The sequence below is a fragment of the Microcoleus vaginatus PCC 9802 genome, from assembly GCA_022701275.1.
Taxonomy (GTDB): Bacteria; Cyanobacteriota; Cyanobacteriia; order Cyanobacteriales; family Microcoleaceae; genus Microcoleus; species Microcoleus vaginatus_A.
In genome coordinates this window covers 3,557,106-3,580,197 of the sequence record CP031740.1, presented here as the reverse complement: position 1 = coordinate 3,580,197, position 23,092 = coordinate 3,557,106, and the positions used below count along the sequence as shown (strand labels likewise).

Annotated in this window: 14 protein-coding genes; 12 read left to right on the top strand and 2 right to left on the bottom strand. The window is 43.7% G+C overall.

Translation table 11 applies throughout. The features are described 5' to 3' along the window. Positions 1 to 145: 145 nt before the first annotated feature. The gene (locus tag D0A34_14515; protein UNU19930.1) at positions 146 to 7,006 is read left to right on the top strand and encodes a PAS domain S-box protein; all 6,861 of its coding nucleotides are present in this window, start codon (positions 146 to 148) and stop codon (positions 7,004 to 7,006) included. A gap of 354 nt (positions 7,007 to 7,360) precedes the next feature. Here the strand turns inward: D0A34_14515 and D0A34_14510 are convergent, their stop codons facing one another. Beyond that, the gene (locus D0A34_14510) at positions 7,361 to 8,560 is read right to left on the bottom strand and encodes a response regulator (protein UNU19929.1); all 1,200 of its coding nucleotides are present in this window, start codon (positions 8,558 to 8,560) and stop codon (positions 7,361 to 7,363) included. Positions 8,561 to 9,648: 1,088 nt separating this feature from the next. Between D0A34_14510 and D0A34_14505 the strand changes: the two genes are divergently transcribed. The 11 genes from D0A34_14505 (at position 9,649) to D0A34_14455 (ending at position 22,533) form a co-directional block, all read left to right on the top strand. Beyond that, positions 9,649 to 10,071, top strand: coding sequence for an anti-sigma regulatory factor (locus D0A34_14505; protein UNU19928.1), 423 nt, complete (start codon positions 9,649 to 9,651; stop codon positions 10,069 to 10,071). A gap of 95 nt (positions 10,072 to 10,166) precedes the next feature. Beyond that, the gene (locus tag D0A34_14500; protein ID UNU19927.1) at positions 10,167 to 12,134 is read left to right on the top strand and encodes a HAMP domain-containing protein; all 1,968 of its coding nucleotides are present in this window, start codon (positions 10,167 to 10,169) and stop codon (positions 12,132 to 12,134) included. Positions 12,135 to 12,174: 40 nt separating this feature from the next. Continuing rightward, positions 12,175 to 12,771, top strand: coding sequence for a hypothetical protein (locus D0A34_14495; protein ID UNU19926.1), 597 nt, complete (start codon positions 12,175 to 12,177; stop codon positions 12,769 to 12,771). A 109-nt stretch (positions 12,772 to 12,880) separates the two neighbouring features. Further along, on the top strand, positions 12,881 to 13,489 hold the full coding sequence (locus tag D0A34_14490; GenBank protein ID UNU19925.1) for a thiamine biosynthesis protein ThiJ: 609 nt from the start codon (positions 12,881 to 12,883) through the stop codon (positions 13,487 to 13,489). 53 nt (positions 13,490 to 13,542) lie between these two features. After that, complete coding sequence (locus D0A34_14485) at positions 13,543 to 15,366, top strand: N-acyl-D-glucosamine 2-epimerase (protein UNU19924.1); 1,824 nt, start codon at positions 13,543 to 13,545, stop codon at positions 15,364 to 15,366. A 157-nt stretch (positions 15,367 to 15,523) separates the two neighbouring features. Further along, complete coding sequence (locus D0A34_14480; GenBank protein UNU19923.1) at positions 15,524 to 15,862, top strand: anti-sigma factor antagonist; 339 nt, start codon at positions 15,524 to 15,526, stop codon at positions 15,860 to 15,862. A 79-nt stretch (positions 15,863 to 15,941) separates the two neighbouring features. Then, positions 15,942 to 18,056 carry a glycogen debranching enzyme GlgX gene (gene glgX / locus D0A34_14475; protein ID UNU19922.1) on the top strand — a complete coding sequence of 705 codons (2,115 nt, stop codon included), beginning with the start codon at positions 15,942 to 15,944 and terminating at the stop codon, positions 18,054 to 18,056. 53 nt (positions 18,057 to 18,109) lie between these two features. Continuing rightward, positions 18,110 to 18,448: an STAS domain-containing protein gene (locus D0A34_14470; GenBank protein UNU19921.1), complete on the top strand. Its 339-nt coding sequence runs from the start codon at positions 18,110 to 18,112 to the stop codon at positions 18,446 to 18,448. 141 nt (positions 18,449 to 18,589) lie between these two features. Further along, positions 18,590 to 19,048: an antibiotic biosynthesis monooxygenase gene (locus tag D0A34_14465; GenBank protein UNU22299.1), complete on the top strand. Its 459-nt coding sequence runs from the start codon at positions 18,590 to 18,592 to the stop codon at positions 19,046 to 19,048. A gap of 104 nt (positions 19,049 to 19,152) precedes the next feature. Further along, positions 19,153 to 19,509, top strand: coding sequence for a carboxymuconolactone decarboxylase family protein (locus D0A34_14460; GenBank protein UNU19920.1), 357 nt, complete (start codon positions 19,153 to 19,155; stop codon positions 19,507 to 19,509). Positions 19,510 to 19,683: 174 nt separating this feature from the next. Beyond that, on the top strand, positions 19,684 to 22,533 hold the full coding sequence (locus D0A34_14455; protein ID UNU19919.1) for a hypothetical protein: 2,850 nt from the start codon (positions 19,684 to 19,686) through the stop codon (positions 22,531 to 22,533). Positions 22,534 to 22,856: 323 nt separating this feature from the next. On the opposite strand, the gene D0A34_14450 is transcribed toward D0A34_14455, so the two are convergent. Beyond that, positions 22,857 to 23,039, bottom strand: a complete 183-nt coding sequence (locus D0A34_14450; GenBank protein ID UNU19918.1) for a hypothetical protein — start codon at positions 23,037 to 23,039, stop codon at positions 22,857 to 22,859. Positions 23,040 to 23,092 lie beyond the last annotated feature (53 nt).

The following is a 23,092-nucleotide window of genomic DNA, read 5'->3' as shown; positions in this document are numbered from 1 at the left end:
AAAGCAATAATAAAAGATCGGGAGTTGTAGGGGGGGTCACGCAAGGATTTATATTCGCCGCGATTTTACTGCTGCTCTCACCCGCTCCTCGCCATGTTATATTTATTTGTATACTCAACTTTTTTAGGCAGCAATAATTCCTAACATGATTTCACTGCCAGATATCACAATAGTCAACCAAATCTACGAAAGTGCGAATTCCCTCGTATACCGAGGCATCCTCAAATCAAATCAGCAACCTTTGATTTTGAAACTCCTCAAAGAGGATTACCCCACACCAGCCGAACTTTACCGCTATCAGCAGGAATACGAAATCACTCGCCGTCTCAACCTAGAGGAAACGATTAAAGCCTACGAACTGCGAAAATACCAGAACACACAAGTCATGTTGTTAGAGGATTTTGGAGGAGAGTCCTTAAAAATCCTGCTGGATGGCCGTCCCTTGGCTTTACCAGAGTTTCTCCACCTAGCCATCCAAATCACAGAGGCGTTAGGCAAAGTTCATCAAAAAAAGGTCATTCACAAAGATATCAATCCCTCTAATATTGTCTTGAATCCTCAAACCGGACAATTAAAAATTATTGACTTTGGCTTATCTACCATCCTATCCCAAGAGAATACCACCCTCAAAAGTCCTCATCTTCTAGAAGGGACATTGGCTTATATTTCCCCCGAACAAACAGGCAGGATGAATCGAGCGATAGACTACCGCACTGACTTTTATTCTCTTGGCGTTACTTTCTATGAACTGCTAACCAACCAGTTGCCTTTTGAATCCGTCGATGCACTTGAGTTAGTCCATTGCCATATTGCCAAACAACCGACTCTACCTCATGAAATCAATCCAGAAATTCCCTTGATAGTCTCAGAAATTGTCAGAAAATTAATGGCAAAAACGGCGGAAAATAGATATCAAAGTGCTTGGGGAATCAACGCTGATTTAAAACAATGTTTCGCTCAATCTAGAAATGGCAAAAAAATTAAAGCTTTTTCCTTGGGATACCAAGATATTTCTCCTCAATTGCAACTCCCTCAAAAACTGTACGGGAGAAAATCAGAAATTGAGTCCTTAGTGGCTGCATTTGAGCGCGTAGCTTCGGGAAAAGAGAAACAAGTAGTTGCGAGAAACGAAACTACAACTGATTCACAAAAATGGTCGCTACAAAGACAAACTGAACTAATGCTAATTTCTGGATACTCTGGTATTGGGAAATCAGCTTTAGTTCAGGAATTGTATAAGCTCATCACTCAAAAAAACGGCTACTTTATTGCAGGTAAATTTGACCAGTTGCAACGCGATATTCCCTATCAAGCTTTAGTCGCTGCCTTCCAAGAATTGGTACGACAATTACTCACCGAAACTCAAGCGCAATTACAACAGTGGCAAGAGAAGATTCGACGGGCATTAGGAATCAACGGACAAATTATTATTGATGTCATTCCCGAAGTTGAACTGATTATTGGCAAACAGAATCCCGTCCCCGAATTACCTGCAACAGAAGCACGAAATCGGTTTAATTTAGCTTTTCAAAAATTTATTCAGGTTTTTTGCCAAAAAGAACATCCCCTCGTCCTATTTCTAGACGACCTTCAGTGGACAGACAGCGCTACCCTGCAATTACTCCAGTTGATAATGACCCATGCTAATACTCAATATCTGTTTTTAATTGGAGCTTATCGAGATAACGAAGTGAGTGCAAGTCATCCTGCCATGCTGACTTTATCTGAGATAAGCAAGCAGGGGGTAGTGGTTAACCATCTCTCCCTTTCACCCCTAAATTTAAACCAGGTTAATGAATTCATTGCAGATACGCTGAAGACTGAGTGCATCCATACCCAAAGATTAGCCGAGTTGGTTTGGGACAAAACACAGGGAAATCCCTTTTTTGTCAAGGAGTTTCTCAAGTCACTTTATACAGAGCAATTCCTGAAATTTGATACTAATGCTGGGGCTTGGTCTTGGAATTTAGAACAAATTATAACTAGGAACATTACGGATAATGTTGTTGAATTCATGTCCGCGAAAATTCAACTTTTATCAGAACCCACACAAAAAGTTTTACGGTTAGCCGCTTGTATGGGCAACAAATTTGATTTGACAACGCTTTCAACCCTCAATGAAACTTCTCCAAAAGAAACGGCCAATGAATTATGGGATGCCATTCAAGCGGGATTGATATTACCGGTCGGGGATGAGTACAAATTTATTCAAACAGACCGAGACTCGAAGGACTTCAAAATTACTTATAAATTTGCTCATGACCGCATCCAGCAAGCCGCCTATTCCCTAATTCCCCCAGACGACAAGCAAGCGGCTCACTGGAAAGTCGGGCAACTGTTGTTACAAAATACACCACCACAGGTACTCCAACAAAAGATTTTTGATATTGTCAATCAGCTCAACTTCGGTATTGAAGCAATTGACGTTCAGTTAGAAAAAGATAAACTTGCTCAATTAAATCTGATTGCTGGCAAAAAAGCGAAGGCATCAGCGGCTTGGAAACCGGCCTGGAATTACTTAAGCATTGGTATAAATTGCCTGAGTGCAGATAGTTGGCTTCGTCAGTACGACCTAACTTTGGCACTTTATGTGGAAACAGTAGAAGCTGCTATCTTGAGTGGCAACGTTGAGGAAATGGAAAAATTGGCTGAGCTTGTGCTTCAACAAGCTACTTCATTGCTGGACAAAGTGAAAGTCTATGAAGTCAAAATTCAAGCCTATACAGCACAAAACAAACCTCTAGAAGCTATAGATACGGCACTTTCAGTATTAAAGCTGTTGGGGATTCGCTTTCCCAAAAAACCCACTCACTTAAATATTTTCCTTGAACTGGTGAAGACAAAGTTAAGTTTAGTAGGGAAGCGAGTTGAGGACTTAATCGACTTACCAGCGATGACTAATCCTGATAAACTGGCAGCAATGCGTATCCTATCAAGTGTACTTTCTGCTGCCCATTTTGCCCGACCTGAATTGCTACCGTTAATTGCGTTTAAACAGGTCTACTTATCAATCAAATATGGGAATACTTCTGTGTCTTCTTGTGCCTATGCTACTTACGGACTAATTCTGTCTGGGGAAACCGTAGGAGACATTGATACGGGTTATCAATTTGGGAAACTTGCTATCTTGTTACTCGATAAGTTTAATACTAAAGAACTCCAAGCCCGAACCATATTTATTGTTAATTACTTTGTCAACCATTGGAAAGAGCATCTTAGGGAAACTTTAAACCCTTTGCAAAATGCTTACTCGATCGCTCTAGAAACTGGAGACTTAGAATATGCAGCTTATGCAGTTTGCGTATACTCCTACCATTCCTATGTATTGGGGAAGGAATTGGCAACAGTAGAGGCAGAGATGGCAATGTACAGTAATACCCTCAGCCAACTGAAGCAAGAAACATCCTATTACTACAACCAACTGACTCGACAGGTTGTATTGAACTTGATGGGCCGGGCTGAAGATAAATGCCGTTTAATCGGTGAAAGCTATGACGAAACAAAAATGTTGCCTCTGCATATAGAGGCGAATGCTCAAAATCTTTGTCGTTCCCTCTATTTTTTTAAGTTAGTTCTCTGCTATATTTTTCAAGACTATCAGCAAGCTATAGAAAATGCTAAATCAGCCGAAAAATATAGCGATAGCGCTGTAGGTACTATTCCTCTCTACCATTTCTACAATTCTTTACTTTATCTGGCTATCTATTCTGACGCACCCAAATCCGAAAAAAAATTCATCCTCCAGAAGGTGAAAGCCAACCAGAAAAAGATCAAAAAATGGGCGCAGTTTGCTCCGATGACTCACCTCCATAAATTCTATCTAGTGGAGGCAGAGCGATATCGAGTTTTGGGTGAAAAGGCTAGGGCGATCGACTATTACGATCGCGCCATTGCCTTAGCCAAAGAACATGACTACATCAACGAAGAGGCTTTGGCTAATGAACTGGCTGCCAAATTCTACATCACTTGGGAAAAAGAGCAAGTGGCTCAAGCCTATATGACAAATGCTTACTACTGCTATTTACGTTGGGGTGCAACAGCTAAATTGACTGATTTGAAACGGCAGTACCCAGAACTTTTAAAGCGTTTTACCACAGCCGATTTCTCGGCTCAATCGCGCCGCAACCTGTCTGATACATCTAACAGCACTTCAGGCGAACTCCTGGATTTGGCAGCCTTGATGAAAGCATCTGGGGCAATTGCCAGTGAAATTGAGTTGGATAAACTCCTCACGACTTTGATGAGAATTCTGCTGGAAAGCTGTGGTGCACAAACTGGCTATCTAATTTTAGAGTCTCAAGGACAACTAAGAGTCGAAGCGTCAGGTGAGGCTAACTCAAATCAAGTGATGGTATTGCAATCTACTCCTATAGAAACCTGTCTTCCTTTGTCGATTATTCACTATGTTGAGAGGACTAAACAAGGACTGATTGAAACCAATGTTGCCCGTGAAGGCCGATTTACCCAAGATGCTTATATCAAAACACAGCAGCCCAAGTCTATCCTTTGCGCCCCTCTACTCAATCAAGGGCAATTAATTGGCATTGTTTACTTGGAAAATAATTTAGCAGATGGGGTTTTTACACCCGATCGCCTGGAACTGATTCAATTGCTCTCAACACAAGCGGCGATCGCCCTTACCAACGCCAGACTCTACACCCAAGTACAATCGACGCAAAATCGCCTGAATAAATTCCTTAATGCCATTCCTTTTGGCATATCCGTTCACGACGCCAAAGGACAACTGGTTTACGCCAATCCAGTTTCACAGCAGTTACTGAATATTCAAGATTTACCCAAAGCCGAAATCGAGCAACTCTCAAAAACCTATCACATTTATCGGGCAGGCACAGGGGAGATGTATCCAGTGGAACAGCTACCCTTGGTGCGATCGCTTGGCGGTGAAAAAACATGGGCGGATGATTTGGAACTGCACTACAGTGAGCGAATCGTTCCCTTAGAAGTAACCAGCACGCCAATTTTTGATGACACGGGTAATGTAGAATATGCGATCGCAGCTTTTCAAGATATTAGCGAACGCAAGCAGGCACAGATTACGCTCATCGAAAATGTCCGCTTAGAACAGGAAATTCGCGAGCGCCAAAAAACAGAAGAGGCTCTGCAGCAGAGCGAGGCACGCTACCTTGGTATTCTGGAAGACCAGACAGAACTGATTGCCCGGTATCTGCCAGATGGTACCGTTACCTTTGTCAATGAAGGCTTCTGTCGATTTTTTGGACTGACAAGGGAACAACTCATCGGGCATCACTACGAACCTGTCGTGTTTGAGGAAGACCGCGAATATGTAACCAGACTCGTCAATTCCATTAGCAAAGAAAATCCCGTTGTCACAATTGAAAATCGGGTGATTGTTAGTTCCCAAGTGCGTTGGACGCAGTGGGTTAACCGAGGGATATTTGATGATTCCGGTTGCATTGTTGAATTACAGGCCGTAGGACGAGATATCAGCGCGCGCAAAAAAGTTGAAGCAGAACTCGAACGAGCTAAAGAAGCAGCCGTTGCCGCCAACCTCGCCAAAAGCACTTTCCTTGCCAACATGAGCCACGAATTGCGAACTCCCCTGAATGCCATTCTCGGTTTTTCTCAACTGATGAATCAGGATACAAATCTGTTAACTGAACAAAAAGAGAACCTCAACATCATTCAGCGCAGTGGAGAGCATTTATTATCTCTAATTAATCAGGTGCTTGACCTTTCCAAAGTTGAAGCTGGAGGCATGACGCTATCTGAAAATAATTTGAACCTTCATCACTTTTTAGCTGAAATCGAGGATATCTTTGCGTTGAAAGCCAACGATCAAAGCTTACACTTACGCTTTGAATGTGCTGCCGATGTTCCTAAATATATCTGCGCTGATGAAGTTAAGTTGCGGCAAGTGCTGATTAATTTTATCAGTAATGCTGTTAAGTTTACCTCTTCGGGAAGTGTGTCTTTAGAGGTAAAAAATAAACAGGTAAAAGCCCAAAGTGAAGCGGGAACAAAAACAACCAACAACCCACAATCAACAACCATTACCTTTGAAGTAAAAGATACGGGAGTTGGCATTGCGGCAGAGGAACTGGAGAATCTATTCAAACCCTTCGTGCAAACAGCATCCGGTCAAAAAGTGCAGCAAGGAACCGGATTAGGACTGACCATTAGCCGTCAATTTGTCCGCTTGATGGGAGGTGAAATAACAGTCATTAGTCACGGTAAAGCTTTCACCCCTGGAATGCCTCTCAAGGAATTTTTAGAAGACACAACGGGCACAACATTTAAATTTGACATTCCTGTGGGCATCGCTGATGCCAGCGCCATTCAAAATCAACCCCACAGTCGTCGCGTCGTTGCCCTAGCGCCTAACCAACCCCAATATCGCATCCTAGTAGTGGACGATCGAGATTACAATCGGCAACTGTTAGTTAAACTCCTCAAACCTGTTGGTTTTGAAGTGGAAGAAGCGAGTAACGGTATTGAAGCGCTTGAAATTTGGGATTCCTACTCACCCCATCTCATCTGGATGGACATGAGAATGCCCGTTATGGATGGGTATGAAGCCACGAAACGCATTAAAGGCACCCTTAAAGGTCAAGCTACTGCTGTTATTGCTATTACTGCTAGCGTGTGGGAAGAAGAAAAGGCAGTTATTTTATCGGCTGGTTGTGATGATTTTGTGCGAAAACCGTTCCACACAGAAGCCATCTTTGACATCATGGCTAAACATTTGGGAGTCGGTTATATTTATCAGGAGCAAGAGCTACCGTCTTCCCCTTCTAATGTGACTGGAGAACCGTTAAATTTCACTGATTTATTAGCAGCGATGTCAAAAAAATGGAGAGTAAAATTATATGAAGCAGCTATTGACGCGGATTCGGAATTAGTTTTTCAACTCCTAGAGGAGATTCCTGAATCTCACGCTTTCGAGCTTCAAACTCTCAGAAATTGGGTGAATAAGTTTCAGTTTGAGAAGATTCTCGATTTAACTGAACCCTTGATTGGTGAATGATGATACAGCAGATTGCAGGTTTATGAAGTACACCTAGGATCGCTCCCCGTAGGGAAACGGCCCAGGGCATTGGTGACAACTTAAGCTGTCAGTCCGCCAAGTCCGCTAGTGGGCCCGCCAGTCCGCCAGGGAATGAATTCCCTGTCTAATAGCTAAAGTCCTCTGAAGAGGACTAATGAGTTTAAAATTTTTCTTCTCAGTCCTCTTCAGAGGACTTTCACTTTGAGGCAGGGAATTCATTCCCTGCCGGACTATTGGTTGTATGTTAAGTTGACACGAGTGGGCATGGTGCCGTGTCCCTAATGCACTTCATAAACCCGGTTTCTGGATCGGATTGCGTAAGTCCCGTTTATGCTATTTGATGCTAGTACGCGGTTGGTTCTGTTCAATCATTGACTTTAATGCCGACTGTTTTAAGTCTGTAAGGTCGCGGATGGTAATTGAGCAACCGTCTCCCAATTTAACAGCAGTGAAATAATAGCATTTGCCAAGGTAATCACTTTCTAGATGAACCTCTCCTTTAAGCGATTCTCCAGTCTCAACAACCTCTACTAATAAATCAAACAATCCGGGACTCAAGTGATTAAGCAGTTTTTTCAGCACGGGTTCGCCCGCGAGATCTGTTCGTTTTTTCCCTAAGAGTCTGGCAAAGACAGGGTTAACTACCAAGCAGCGAAAATCTTCAATTTCTCCAGCGATATCTCCCCTCACCGCCTGTACTGCGGCTATTCCATCCAGAGATGAGTTGAGCAAATTTGCCAGCAGGCTGCGAGATTGGTAGGCAATTTCTGCGGTTTGCTGGTGTCGCTCGATTGCTTCTTTAAGCTGGCGTTTTTGGTGTTGGATAGTGACCTGAGTTTCCAGGCGAACTAGCACTTCTTCCGGCTGAAAAGGTTTAGAGATGTAGTCAACTCCCCCTACCTTAAAAGCTTTGACTTTATCAAAAACTTGGTCAAGTGCGCTTAAGAAAATAATCGGAATTTCTGAGGTTTTTTCATCCGATTTAAGGGCTTCGCAGACTTGATAGCCGTCCATGTCGGGCATTTTAATATCCAGCAATATAGCATCGGGGGGATAATGGCGAACCGTCCTCAAGGCCATCAAACCATTGGTGACGCCGCGAACTTTGTACCCCTCCTTAGCGAGAATTTCTGTTAGAAAACGCAGATTTTCTGGGAGGTCATCAACAATTAAAATGTTGCCTTTGCAAGTTCCTAATTCATTGATGTCACTTTCTCCTACCGAAGCCATCGTCATAAGTTCGCCTTCGCCTTTGGCCTCGGCGATCGCACTTGTGGTGCTTTGCTTCTCTAGGAGAGAGCGGAAGTTATTTTTAGTAACTTTTTCCCCCATTAAGTCTGAAATGCGCTGCCACAAGAGGGAAGATGAATCTTTGATATGTCCTACGCTGAGGTACAAGCTGTCAGCAACAGCACTATAAGTTGCGTTTTCCCAAGCTGCTTTTAAGATTTCCTGCTCAAGAAAATTTAACGGTTTACTGGTTTTGGACTCTAAGGCTGATTCGATAAATTCTAGGGCTTCTTCAAAAGTCATATACACATCCCATCGGCTAAGGTTTTGCCAGTTTTGCACCCTAATTTTGAGTTATGCACCGTAGTAAGTCGGTGGAGAAATCTCTAAGAACTATCATGACAGGTTATTGACAATTGGGATGGTAGCGATCGCCCCCGATCCTGATTCCACCTTGTCGAAACCCGAAAAAGGCGATCGCGGCCGCCTAATTCTTTTTGAGGGCGATCGGCTTAAACCCTTTAATTGCAAAGCTTTTCAGTTGCTTGTCACCCCCTGAACGCCTACAACCTCGACTCTTTGACATATATAAAGCTCTTAAAAAATCCGAAAAACTGGTTCATTTTTCATAAATCTGAGTTCGCTACCTAGGGGGCAACCCTATAAATCAGTATCAAGCCTTGTCTTTATCCAAAAGACAAGGCTTGATTACTTTTTATATTTTCAAATAAAAAAGTATGCCGATTAGCGCAGACAATTCGATTAATTTTAAGTATTATTACCGATGCCTTTTAGCGCGTGATATGGTATAGCTCACTCAGAAATATGCCAATTAGGCAAATATCCGACTTTTCCGACTTTATGATCCGACTTTTCCGACTTGCTTTATGCCGATAGCCCAAACATACTATTGAATAGCATCTACCAAAAGACATAGAACAGTACCAGTCATGCTGTTGATCTGCTCTATAGATAGATAGTAAAACCAGGGCGACGGCTTTTCCGACTTTATGATCCGACTTTTCCGACTTTATGATCCGACTTTTCCGACTTGCTTTATCCGAATGATGGACACATACTATTGAATAGCATCCACCAAAAGACAGATAAAAGTAGCGATCGAGCAGTTTAGCTGCTCTATCTAAAGGTAGAGGCTAACACCAGTCAGGTTATCTATCTGCTCTACAGGCAGCAGCTAGCAGTGATCTTACTTAGTAAGCAGTTCTTGGAGAGAACTTTCTTAACCAGCCAATCGATGGGTTTGCTCAATGAGCTCACCTAAATCTAATTTTCCAAGCTGAGTTCCTCGCTGCAGAGCATACAAACTCCCCAAATTGCAGCTCAATTTCTGTGGAAATTCATAGCCTTTAGAAGGATAAATTGTTTCATTTATGAACCCGTTAATCGTGCCTGGAAAACTAGATTCTTTAAGTCAGATAGCTCAGTATGTCCTCGCGGCAGCAGCGGAGGCTGAGCTGGAAAAAAAAGCATCTTACGGGCTGCGCCTAGCAGTCGATGAAATTGCCACCAATATCATCATTCACGGTTATGAAGAATCGGGCAGTGAGGGGAATTTGGAGTTATGCACCGAACTCAGCGATCGAAATTTGACAATTGTTATTGAGGATACAGCAGTCACTTACGATCCCATCGAGCAAGCGCTACCTAGTGATTTGGATAAAAACTTGCACGAAAAAAGTATTGGAGGGCTAGGAGTTTATCTGGCTATTCAAGGCGTTGATAAATTTTCTTACGAGCGGGTAGAAAATCGCAATCGCAATATATTTACGGTCGAGCGGAAAGGTAATAGATAGGAGAGGGCATCCAGGGGATTAAATCTCCCTAATTTCAAACTAGAGAAGCCATACTGCTTTTTGATTGAGCGACGTATAAAAACAGGAGTACAACTGTGGGTTCTTACGTTAAACAGACTAATCCAGACAATTTAGAGAGTTCTCTTTTGCCGTCAGCTAATTTAGACTTAACCAGCCAAGTAGGCAACGCTGACATTCATCTCAAGAACCCAAAGTTACCCTTAAAATTGGGAATATCTTTGAAGTTTCCCTTCAGTTTGAAGTTAGGCTTAGCGCTTTCCGTCCTGTCTGTTGGGGTTGCTACCACAAGTATTTTTTGGCTCCAATCAAGCATCCAGCGAAATTTGCTAAAAAACCAGGCTAAGGAGTTAAAACAAATTGGCATCAAGGGATCATCATCTTTTTCTAGCAAAGATATAGCAGAAATTAAGAACCTAGCAGCTCAAATTAATTCACAGAGTCTAAAGCTATCCCAGCAGCAAATAAATTCTGGAACAGAAAATACTGAGTTTCCTGGGTTATCCAAAGAGGTGCATGACAAGATTACAGCTTCAAAAAGGTATCAAAATCTGGCTCGCAAGTTAGGAGAGATTACGAATCAAAGTCGGAGAGACGATTCATCTGACATCTACATCACGGCATCCTATCTAATCAGCACAGTCCCTGAGTTTCCTGACCGCAAATTTGTGAGACTGCTGGCTAGCGATAAAGGGTATCGCTATGAAGGTAGTTCGACAAAAATTAGTAATGATTTTGTTGGGTACTATTATTTCCCAAATTCTCCGTCTATCCGCGCAGCTTTCGACGGTCAGCCCAAAGTAGACACTGAGTTTTATTATGAGTATAATAATAAAAAAGATGCCTACATTTCAACCGCCGTTCCCCTGAAAGATGATACAGGTAAAGTTGTTGCTGTCCTCAACTTAGATGTCGATGTTAGTAGCCTAGCCATAGAAGTTGATAGCCTGAAATGGACTAGCTTGAAAATTATTGGCAGTAGCTTATTCATTTCCTTGCTAGCAGCATCTCTGCTCAGCAACTGGTTAGTGAAGCCGATTCGGAAGCTGTACCAGGCATCAGAAAAGATTCGCCACCATAATTTTGATGTAGCTGTAGAAGTCACAAGCAACGATGAGTTTCAACAACTGGCTGAGGCTTTCAATGCTATGGTTGCAGAGGTAAGTCGATACACTAACAACCTGGAATCTCTCGTAGAAGTACGAACCGATCAACTGAACAAGGCTAAAAACGAATTAGAAACAGATATTGAAAAAGGGCAAAAGCTTCAGAGAAACTTTTTACCCAATCCCATTTTAACCGTACCTAATTGGGAAATATGTGCGGCTTTTGAACCAGCTAAAAAAGTTGCGGGCGACTTTTATGATGTTTTTCCACTTCCTAATGGCAGTATAGGATTAGTGATTGCAGATGTTTGCGACAAAGGCGTTGGGGCAGCGATGTTTATGGGGCTATTTCGTAGCTTTATTCGGCTGTTCTCTGGAGGAACAAATTTTCAGTTCTGCGATCGAGAAGCAACGGATCGCACAGCCGGAATGGAATTAGAATTTGACTTATATCAAAGGCAAGCTCTCCAGGCAATTGAGATTACCAACAACTACATTAGTGAAGAACATGGTGAAACCGGTATGTTTGCCACAATGTTCTTCGGGGTACTCAATCCAGAAACAGGTTTATTAACCTATATTAACGGCGGGCATGAATCACCTTTAATTATCAATGCTTCTGGGATCAAGACTGCCCTCAAATCTACAGGCCCCGCCGTAGGAATGATGCCAAATATGAAGTTTAAAATTCAGCAGGTTCAGCTCGAACCGGGAGATATTCTATTTGGTTACACGGATGGTCTTACTGATGCCCGCAGCCCCAACAAGGAATTTTTCACAGAAAAGCGAGTGCTTTCACTCCTAAATCAGCCTTATTCCTCAGCATCCGAATTACTAGAACGTATGAAAACCGATGTGTTTACCCATATAGACTGTGCAGCGCAGTTTGATGACATTACCTTGCTAGCAGTGCGACGGAAAATCCCCGGCACATCCTAATTCAATTTTAGGAAACTGGGTTTTCAGTTCTACTGAAAGTATGAGTTCTTTATTCACCACTAAGGAGTTACTAATGACTCGAATCAACTACTATAAAGGCTTGACAGCCGACTATTCAAAACCTGGATTGGTTTCGGACGAACTTAAGCAAACAATGATTGAGTTAGCCGAGAAAATTGTGGCAATGAAGGAAGAAAAGTTGCCCGAAATGGGGTCGGATTATACTCTCGAACAAATCGAAAAAGAAAATCAGGAATGGTGGCCGACTCACTGCGAGGCATTAAGACAATGCCGGGGTGACATCTTAACAGGTGAATATCGCGAAGATTTGGTTTACTTATGCCAAGACGGCCCCTATCGCGGTTTAGACAAACAAAAAGAACGCGAGAAACACTGGTGGGCTTTAATTGCACAGCCAGGGGTGACAATGTGCTGGCCGATTGTGATGTTTTTTGGCGAACACACTTACTTTGAATGGAAGTGTGTGGACGACGAAACTAACGAAACCCTCGCCAAAGGCAATGTCACTTGGGTGCGGCGCGGCCACCGAGGAGCCTGCTACCTCAAAACCGAACAATTGACTTTCTACCGAGATGTTTTTGCCCCTGATTCACTTTTAAAGCTAATCAAGGCCTAAATACCTCCTATTGTCTGGTGGCGAGAGGTAGGAATTCCGTCAGGGGCATCTATCTCAGAAGGCAATCATCAACCTAAAACAGTTTACAATCGCAAGGATTTTGTAGGGTATGGCAACTGAAAGTAAAGGCAAAATTGGTGTTCTGATTGAAGAACATTTTGATCCTACTGAATATCGGGAATTCAATGAGTTTTTTCCGAAACACGGTTACGAAGTCGAGTACATTTCTCACTTGTGGGGAAATCAACAATTAACTTTTGGATCAAACCCAGAGAATGATAAAGTTGAATATCATGTGACTGTCACCACAGAAGTCAATGAGATCAATCCGTCTGCCTACAAAGGCATCATTGCAATTGGGGCTTATGCTACCGATCGCCTGAGATATCAGGCGAAAGTCAAGAAAGGTCAAAAAAACCAAGCGCCGGCGGTAGAATTTCTCAGAAAATCCATGCACTCAGAAAGCCTAAAGCTCGGCACAATCTGTCACAGTTTGTGGCTGTTCTGCGCCGACTCAGACTTACTGAAAGGGCGGAAAGTGACCTGCGCTCACAACATCATCTGTGATGTAGAAAATGCCGGCGCAGAAGTTGTCTACGACGAAGAAAATGAAGTCACCGTTGACTTAGTAGTAGATGGCAACTTGATTACCGGGAAGCATCCAGGAGTAGTCAACCAATTCATGGAAGTTTTTGTCAAAGAAATCGAGAACAAGTAAAAAACACAGACGAGTAGACCGAAAAATTCTAATCAATTAGCAGAGGAAAGAGAATGGAACGGATGAATTTTTCATTCTCCGACATGATCGGAGGATATGTTACCAACTTCAACCGCAGCGACAAAAGCTTCGGCATCAAGACATCAGACGGTCGCGAATATACTGCGTACCTGACACCAACTACTTACGGCCGCATTACCCAAAACTTAGAAGAACCTTACCTAAGCGCCACCGAACGGTTTGCAGAACTGCTGCACCCAGGCCAGCACGTCTTCGCTTACGGCGTCTTCTACCCTCAAGGCGAAGGACACAAATTTGAAGCCAAATCTTTAGTTTTTGCCGGCGAAGCACCCGAAAACTATCGCCACGAAGAACCGGACTGGTGGATTAAGCAAGTCCGATCGATCGCTGACTGCTACCTGAAATGGCAATTTGGCTACCCCAACCAGCCAATTGACTATAAGGAATATCGGACGATGCTGAATCTGTCCGGGAGCAAAAAGCAAGATGACTACTTGCAAGAAACTGACACCGTTTCCCGCTTGGTTTATGGGTTTGCTTCAGCTTTTTTAATGACAGGCGAAGACCGCTTTTTAGAAGCCGCTGAAAAAGGTACTGAATACCTGCGCGATCACATGAGATTTTACGACCCCGATGAAAACCTGATTTACTGGTATCACGGGGTACGGGTCAAAGGACAGCGGGAACAAAAACTGCTCACTTCTGAGTTTAGCGACGACTACGATTGCATCCCCGCTTACGAACAAATTTACGCTCTTGCCGGCCCGATTCAAACTTACCGAATTACTGGCGACCCGCGCATCCTTAAAGATGCCGAAATGACCGTCGATTTGTTTGACAAGTTCTTCATAGATAAAGAACAAGGCGGTTATTTCTCCCACATAGATGCCCTTACCCTCGATGCCCGCGCCGAGTCCCTAGGTCACAACCGCGCTCGCAAAAATTGGAACTCAGTCGGCGACCACGCACCTGCATATTTAATTAACCTGTATCTGGCAACAGGCGACCAGAAATACGCCGACTTTTTAGAGGACACTTTTGACACGATCGCCAAGTATTTCCCTGAGTACGAAACCAGCCCGTTTGTTCAGGAAAAGTTCAATGAAGATTGGACTCATGACAAAATCTGGGGCTGGCAGCAAGACCGGGCTGTTGTCGGTCACAACCTGAAGATTGCGTGGAATTTGATGCGGATGCAATCGCTTAAAGCCAAAGATAATTACAAAGAATTGGCTGAAAAGATTGCGTATCTCATGCCCGATGTGGGAAGCGATCGCCAACGCGGCGGCTGGTACGATGTAGTTGAACGGATGCGCCAACCCGGTGAAGAACAGCACAGCTTTGTCTGGCACGATCGCAAAGCTTGGTGGCAGCAAGAACAAGCAATTTTAGCTTACTTAATCCTCAACGGCCTCACTCAAAACCCAGAATACTTGCGCCATGCTCGCGAAGCCGCGGCCTTCTACAGTGCTTTCTTCCTGGATCATGACGACGGTGCTGTTTACTTCAATACTTTAGCCAACGGACTGCCGTACTTGCTGGGAAATGAGCGATTCAAAGGCTCTCACTCCATGTCTGGCTATCACTCCACCGAACTGTGCTATCTCTCTGCGGTTTACACCAACCTGCTGATTACTAAGCAGCCGATGGATTTCTACTTCAAGCCAATGCCGGGAGGATTCAAAGACAATATCCTGCGAGTTTCACCTGATATTTTGCCCCCCGGTAGTATCAAAATCGGTGCTTGTGAAATCGACGGACAACCCTACACCAACTTCGACGCAGATAACTTAACCGTTCAGTTGCCGGATACCAAAGAGCGGGTGAAAGTCAAAGTGCAGATTGTCCCGGTATAGTCAGCAGTTTGTTACCTAAAGTGAGAATGAATGCAGCCTGAATTGCTAGTTTTATACTTAACAAGTATAGGCTGCTTCCTCTTTCTCTCAGGATAATCGTTTTCTTAATCCCTGGGAAGAAGCTCCCAATTCTAATTTATTTACAAAGAGGTTGAGCGTGGACATTGCCATTAGTAAAACAGCAGAAATAACAGTGGTAAAGTTGGAGGGAGATGTCGATGCTAGTACCGCACTAGGAGTTCAAGAAAAGGTGCTGACGCTGGCAGAACCGGGGAGTAAAATTCTCTTAGATATGACTCTAGTCCCCTATATGTCTAGTGCTGGCTTACGGATGCTGCTGTCACTTTATCGGCAGGTATCGGCTAAAGAAGGCAAACTTGTATTGGTGGGGGTTGCTGAGGAAATTAAAGATACAATGGACGTAACGGGATTTCTCAGCTTTTTTACAACTTGCGACACGTTAGATTCAGGAATAGTGGCGCTGAAGTCAGCCTAAAACTTCATCAAATTAAGTCAATCTTTGGTTTTTGTAAAGTTCGATCGCTGTTCAGGATTTTCAATTAGTAGGACAGGTAATGGAACGAATAGACATTCACCCCACTCACAAACACGGCGATTTTAAACTGCGTGTAGGTCGCCCGATGCCTTTCGGAGCAAGTCTAGTGCCCGGAGGAGTTAATTTCTCGGTATTTTCCAGCTATGCCACATCCTGCACGCTAGTGCTATTTAAAAGACACGCTAAAGAACCGATCGCGGAAATTCCATTTCCCGATGAGTTCCGAATTGGCAATGTCTTTACCATGACTGTATTCGAGATCGATTACGAAAATATCGAATACGGCTACCGAATGGACGGGCCTTTCAATCCCCAAGAAGGTCATTACTTTGACAAAAACAAAATTCTCCTAGATCCCTATGCCAAAATTATTGGCGGTCGAGATGTTTGGGGCGTAACGCCGGATTGGAATGATATTTATCAACATCGATCGCGCATTAGTTTTGACGACTTTGATTGGGAAAATGACCGACCTCTGGAAATTCCGCCGGAGGATCAAGTTATCTATGAAATGCACGTCCGCAGTTTTACCCGCCATCCTTCCTCCGGCGTGAAACATCCGGGAACTTTTGCAGCTATCCGCGAAAAAATTTCCTACTTTAAAGAGTTGGGAGTCAATGCGATCGAACTCATGCCAATTTATGAGTTTGACGAATTTGAACATTCTCGCCCCAGCCCGATCACGGGGGAATTGCTGGTAAATTATTGGGGATACAGTACCGTTGGTTTCTTTGCGCCCAAGGCTGGCTATGCGGCAACTGGCAAACTAGGAATGCAGGTGGATGAGGTCAAAGCACTCGTCAAAGAACTGCACAAAAATGGTCTTGAAGTCATTTTAGATGTCGTCTTTAACCACACAGCAGAAGGAGACCAACGCGGCCCGACAATCTCATTCCGGGGGCTGGACAATAAAACATACTATATGTTAACCCCGGAAGGTTATTACTTTAACTTCAGCGGTTGCGGCAATACGCTCAATTGTAATAACCCGATCGTCCGCAATATTGTGTTGGATTGCTTGCGCTACTGGGCGAGTGAATATCACATTGACGGCTTCAGATTTGACTTAGCAGCTATTTTAGGTCGCGATGCTTGGGGCTATCCGCTATCTAATCCGCCATTGCTGGAAACACTGGCATTTGACCCAATTTTAGCGAAGTGCAAACTCATTGCTGAAGCTTGGGATGCGGGTGGTTTGTATCAGGTTGGTTCCTTCCCTGCTTACGGACGTTGGGCGGAGTGGAATGGCAAATACCGCGACAATATTCGCAAGTTTTTGAAAGGAGATGGCACGGTCGGAGATGCGGCACAATGCTTGCAAGGTTCACCCAATCTCTACGCTCATCAAGGCCGCGGCCCCGCTACTTCAATTAATTTCATTACGGCCCACGACGGTTTTACCTTAGCTGATATGGTGTCTTATAACGACAAACATAATGAAGCTAACGGGGAAAATAATAACGACGGCTGCAATGATAATGACAGTTGGAATTGCGGCGCAGAAGGATGGACGGACGATTCGGGGATTAATGCTTTGCGATCGCGCCAAATGCGAAATGCGATCGCGATGCTGATGGTCAGCCAAGGCGTGCCGATGATCCTCATGGGTGATGAAGTCGGCCGCAGTCAAAATGGCAACAACAATACCTACTGCCACGACAATGAACTCAATTGGCTGGATTGGGATTTATTAAAAACCAACGCCAGTCTATTTCGCTTCGTCAAAAACAGCATTGCCTTCCGCAACGCTCACCCCGTACTGAGAAATAAATATCACTTCCAGAACCGGGACTATGTGGGCAGCGGCTATGCAGATATCACTTGGCACGGCACCCAAGCTTGGAATGCAGATTGGTCGCCTAGTTGTCGCACTATAGCCTTCATGCTTTGCGGCCAACACGCTAAAGCCGGAAGTGTTGAAGATAACTACATTTACGTAGCAATCAATATGCACTGGGAGGCGCAATGGTTTGAAATTCCCGGCTTACCGGAACAGTTGCGGTGGCACATTTCTACTAACACTGGCTGCGCCTCTCCAGAGGATATTTGGGAACCGGGAACGGAACCCAAATTAGAAAACCAGCACGGTATTCTGCTGGGCGATCGCTCGATCGTCATCTTAGTCGGCAAGTAATCTCATCATCAACTTAATCCCACTCACAAACATCTTCAAAAGGACAAAAAATTATGGCTTTCACTGCAACTCTAGAATCATCAGGCCATGCTGCAAAAATTACACTGACTGGCGAATTAGACGCAAGTTCTGCACAGATATTCAAGGAAGAGATTGAGAAAGCGGCTGTCACCAAGCCAAAACATTTAGTGCTGATGCTCCAAGAGTTAGACTATATGGCGAGTGCGGGTCTGCGAGTCCTGATCTTCGCCAAACAAAAAATGGGAGTTGATGTCGATATTTACGTCGTGGGCGCTCAGGAAATGATACTTGAAACCTTGGAAAAAACCGGATTTATTCAAGGTGTAATTGCCGTTGATGATTACGATTCTATCGAAGTCGAAAACGTTTAATCGTCTTAGTAGAAAAGATTTTAGATTTTAGCAAGCAGCTTTGCTAAAATCTAAAGCCTCTGTCAGAGGCATCTCAGGTGGGTTGTACCAGCTCACTACTCAAGTTATTAGCTCCGCCACCCTGAAATACAGATGCAAGAAATGCTAAAAGCATATTTTTTTAAAAGCTTCCGAGGCATCAGTAAGGTTCTTTTGCTCTTTTTTGCCGCTTTTGTTTGCACAACAATATTCAGCACTTCTGGCTTGAGCCAGGTTCCATCAAACAGGCAACAGGATAGTAATGTCACTCTGCCATTAGTTGTAGCCAATCGATTTGAAATCAAACCCGAACAGCGCGAGCAATTTCTTAAATTAGCAACTGCTGCTCTCGCTCCTACGCGAGCTGAACCCGGCTGTATCAGCTACGGATTTTATGAGCAACCAACAGCAAAAAATTCTTTCATCTACTACGAAGAGTGGAAAGACCGCACAGCTTTAAGGGAGCATTTAAAGCAGCCTTACGTTCAGCCCCTGCTGGCCAAATTTTCAGAAATTCTTAAGGGTTCTCTGCTTGTTAGAGTTTATACCACTAACAGTGTTGCTCATGAGTTGCCTAAATAAATAGGAGGGAACTTTTGCAGAATATTCAACCCTAGTCTTAGGGCATTGGATAGATTACTTAGAGATGACTGCGTAGTAAAGTTTAGTTAGCAAGGTAAAGCCTCATGGAAAATTACAAAAATGCCGTTTTGGATGATTTAGCGCTGCAAGAAGGACTGAAGAACATTAACCCTAAATTTGGTGATTTTGTGACCAGAGTGGCTGGAGAAGCCTGGGGATTGCCACACATCGATCAAAAAACAAAGGCTCTGATTACTATTGCTGTAGATGTAGTGAATCAGGATCAAGTTGGCCCTGGGAACCCCTTTGGAGCTCACGTCTCTATGGCTCTCAAGCAGGGAGCTACTTATGAGGAGATTGAAGAATTACTGCTGTTTATGTGTGTCTATGCTGGCTTCAATAAAGTAGCTGGTTGTTTTGGGGTGTTGAATGAGATAGTCGCTCAAATGCGATCGGATTAGTAGCGAACAGTTGACAGTTAACAGTTGACAGTGCTGTTTTTATGACAGGGATTTCCACCCAATAAAGTAGGGTGCGTCGCTGCGATAATTTTGGCGAATTGCAGTTACCACAAAAGCGACGCATCATACCGCGATATTGGAACAGACGCAAAATTTTTTGGAAATTAAGCAATCATGTTAGAAATCGAACAAGATGACACTCGGACAGCTAGCCACGCTGGTCACGACCACACTGAGGACAATACTCAGAATACCAGCACCACTACTGACAAATTACCCCCAGGATTTAGCTGGCCTAGTTTCTCGAAAGACGACAGGTATAACCCCAACGCACCCTACAATCAAGCTCCTCAATTCCAATGGCCTAAAAATATTGGATTGCCAATTCCCAAAAACTTCTCTGCTACGAATGTTTTAACAGAACCTAGTGGCGATCCTAACGGGGCAAAATTATCATTTTATACAGGATTGCAACAGGAAACTAGCCCTGGTTCAAATCAGTGGGATTCTTTTCCTGCTGGTGAAGCGCAGCAATTTTTAACTACCAGCATCAGCAACGCTGCTGTACAAGCATTAAATCCCGAAACTAAACAGGGTCTGCCCGTTGATTTAACTGCTATTTCAACTTCAACTCAGGCTCGACCTTACACTATGGGTCTGACTGTCACCCCCTACAATGCTGGTCCGATTCCTCACACTCACTGGGCTGAAGAAGAATGGTTCATTTTATTGCAAGGGGAAATGGATGCTTGGTTACCCGTTGCTAATAAAACTCCTTATAAAATCGGCGAAATTCCTGGGCAAAATGGTATTCCTAAAATTGAAGACTACTACTATGTACACCTGACTCCTGGGCAAATTGGCTTTTTGCCTGCCGGATACACCCACAACTACAGAAATGCAAGCCCTACTAAAGAACCTCTGACTTTTCTAACGATTTGGTCGAGAACGGATCAAAATGCGACACCGGGAGGTATTGAAGAATTTTTTGCCAAACAAGGTATTGGCATCTTTGCTGATAGTGCCAATGAAGCTGCTGGGATTGGTTCACTGTATAATAAAAATCCTGGTACACCAGAGTTTATTGAGAACCAGCAAAGATTCACCAATTATTTCACCCAATTCCCGGACTACCATGTTGCGCTCAGCAGGAACCCTGGAGATTACTTAGCTCAGGGAGGCAGTTGGAACCCAGCCATTCCTGAAGATACTCAGCCCATCCCTGCTCCGCCCCCAAATCCACCTTTTTCGCCACCTGCCCCCAATGCTCCCAGTAAGTCAGTTAACTTTAATATTCCTCTCGATCCAGCACCCATCAAGCGATGGAGTATTAATACTGGAGCCGCTAATTCTCAGCAATTGCTAAGTTTAGTCAGTAATTACGATAAAAATACTGAACAACAGCAGGGTAATTACTCGACCGATTTTTACCGAGATCCGAACAATCCTCAAAATTTGCTCTTGATTGAAAAATGGAACAAGTATTCAGACTTGGATCAGTATCAAAAATCAGATAGTTACAAGCAATTTGAAGAGGGACTAAAGTCAATAGGAGCTGAAGTTAATACTCCTACAATCGATATAGTCGAAACGGACAGTCAAATCAACAGTGAGAAAATTTTAATTGGCAAATTTAAAGCCCAGGCAGGGACTCGCGATCAAATAATATCTCTGGTAGACGACCTGACAAAACAAACTAAACAAGCCGAAACATCCAACAATCTAGCTTTTGAGCTCTATGAAGATCCTTTGCAACCCAACCAATACTTTTTCTATGAGAAGTATGTTGATGGAAAAGCATTAACTGAGCACTTAGAGGCACAGTACACTAAAGATTTTTTTGCGAAGTTTTCGCCGCTTTTGGAAGGGAATGGACTCTCAGATACAACCGTTTCTCAGGTGAGGATTGATTCGGTGCGTACCTCGTCGCCAAGCGATCCGCTAACGCTTGTATACCAGGGTCAGAAAAACGGTGTAGATACTCTCACTGGTCTGTTTAAAGATACACCTGAGCTATCTGTCTCTTTAAATGCCAGTAATGGGATTGTAGCTGTCAATAACAAATCCAATACGCCCGGTGTAGGGATTAATCTTTTGTTCGCGGCTGGAAAACCGAGCAATCAACCTGTTGAATATGGGGTCTTTGCTATCGATGATAGTAATAATCGGGTGAATGGTCTTCTGCCAACCGATAGCGGATACTTAGAAGCAGTGCGGCAACGAGCGATCGTTTTATTCAATACTACTGCTAATAATTCTGCCAGTGCTGGTAATACATCCCGAAACATTCCTGTTGAAACCACGGACAAATTAGCTATCTATCAAATTGGTGGCGGGTCAATTTTTGATGCTAATCCTGCGATCGAGTTCTCATTCCAAAACCCTCAGTTTTCTGCACAGCCCAGTGGCGATGCTCTGTCTTTTCAGTTTTCTGACGGTTCGGGAGGGACGATGGCCTTAAACGGGCCTGTAGAGAGCTTTGACGATCAGATTGGCAATCGCCAGACTAAGGGGCGCAATGTTCTGGATACTTCCACAATTGTCGATCGTAAAATAAAAGCAGACATCGACATAACTAAAAGCCCCCAGCCTACAGGTTTTACACATCGGATTGGACTTTACGAAGTCCTCAACAAGAAAGGTGATGTTAAAGATCCGTTAACGGGTGAAATTGTGACGGCAGAAAACCCTAATTACGCGAATGTTGTTCTGTCTACGTCAAAGAAAATTGAGCTTGAGACGAGTGCTTTAAATCAAGGTCAACTGAGTAATTCTGGAACCTATCTGTTGGATAGCGGCAAGTTGTACGCGCCGTATATGACAACTTTCGATTCGCAACAGCACTCGTCAGCGACTTACTTTGCTTATAAGGAAGCTAATCTCGATCGCTCAAGCCATATTATTTCCCTAGGAACTAATCGTTTTGGCCTGGAAGATTCCCCCAGTGCTGTTGCTAAAGGTGACTTTAACGACATCACAATCAGTATGAAATTTAATTTTGCCGAGCCACCTTTTGCGGTATAATAAGCTGTTACGCATTTAAACCACTAACGAGGCTTGTAGGGTGCGTCAAACGCGAACACTTACTGGACAAGGAAAACACCTCTGTACGCTCCGCACCCTACGATCGTCTTTTAAATGCCGAACAGCTTAGACATGATAAATTTCTGCTAAAGATGGGTTTTACTTAATTTTTATATAGCCCACCCTCGCGCTTCTGCTTTCAGATAAAAGTGTGAGGTTGGTCATCCCAATAATCGCTCTATGAGGTTTAAATTCTGCCTTCTATATTCAGCATAAGTGCCTTTTGCCCTCCGATAACTCCCCACCTACAGATTGTTTCCCAATTACGCTTCAACTATCAGAGTAATGTTGTCAAGTCTCACGACGCGAACAACTTCACCGGGTTGCAAAGTTATTTCTCGATCGCATTTGGCAGGCCACCAACTGCTTTGAAATCGCACACTGCCGGACTGATTTGGTTTAATTTCTTCTTCAACGATCGCTCTTTCCAAATGGCTGACAGTCATGATTACTTTCTCCTGATTGTAGGTTGGCCTGAACGTTGGGATGCTATAAACCT

Excerpts from the sequence above, each read along its gene's own strand:
- D0A34_14515 (UNU19930.1), top strand. The coding sequence starts at position 146 with ATGATTTCACTGCCAGATATCACAATAGTCAACCAAATCTACGAAAGT.
- D0A34_14510 (UNU19929.1), bottom strand. The coding sequence starts at position 8,560 with ATGACTTTTGAAGAAGCCCTAGAATTTATCGAATCAGCCTTAGAGTCC.
- D0A34_14505 (UNU19928.1), top strand. The coding sequence starts at position 9,649 with ATGAACCCGTTAATCGTGCCTGGAAAACTAGATTCTTTAAGTCAGATA.
- D0A34_14495 (UNU19926.1), top strand. The coding sequence starts at position 12,175 with ATGAGTTCTTTATTCACCACTAAGGAGTTACTAATGACTCGAATCAAC.
- D0A34_14490 (UNU19925.1), top strand. The coding sequence starts at position 12,881 with ATGGCAACTGAAAGTAAAGGCAAAATTGGTGTTCTGATTGAAGAACAT.
- D0A34_14485 (UNU19924.1), top strand. The coding sequence starts at position 13,543 with ATGGAACGGATGAATTTTTCATTCTCCGACATGATCGGAGGATATGTT.
- glgX (UNU19922.1), top strand. The coding sequence starts at position 15,942 with ATGGAACGAATAGACATTCACCCCACTCACAAACACGGCGATTTTAAA.
- D0A34_14470 (UNU19921.1), top strand. The coding sequence starts at position 18,110 with ATGGCTTTCACTGCAACTCTAGAATCATCAGGCCATGCTGCAAAAATT.
- D0A34_14465 (UNU22299.1), top strand. The coding sequence starts at position 18,590 with ATGCTAAAAGCATATTTTTTTAAAAGCTTCCGAGGCATCAGTAAGGTT.
- D0A34_14460 (UNU19920.1), top strand. The coding sequence starts at position 19,153 with ATGGAAAATTACAAAAATGCCGTTTTGGATGATTTAGCGCTGCAAGAA.
- D0A34_14455 (UNU19919.1), top strand. The coding sequence starts at position 19,684 with ATGTTAGAAATCGAACAAGATGACACTCGGACAGCTAGCCACGCTGGT.
- D0A34_14450 (UNU19918.1), bottom strand. The coding sequence starts at position 23,039 with ATGACTGTCAGCCATTTGGAAAGAGCGATCGTTGAAGAAGAAATTAAA.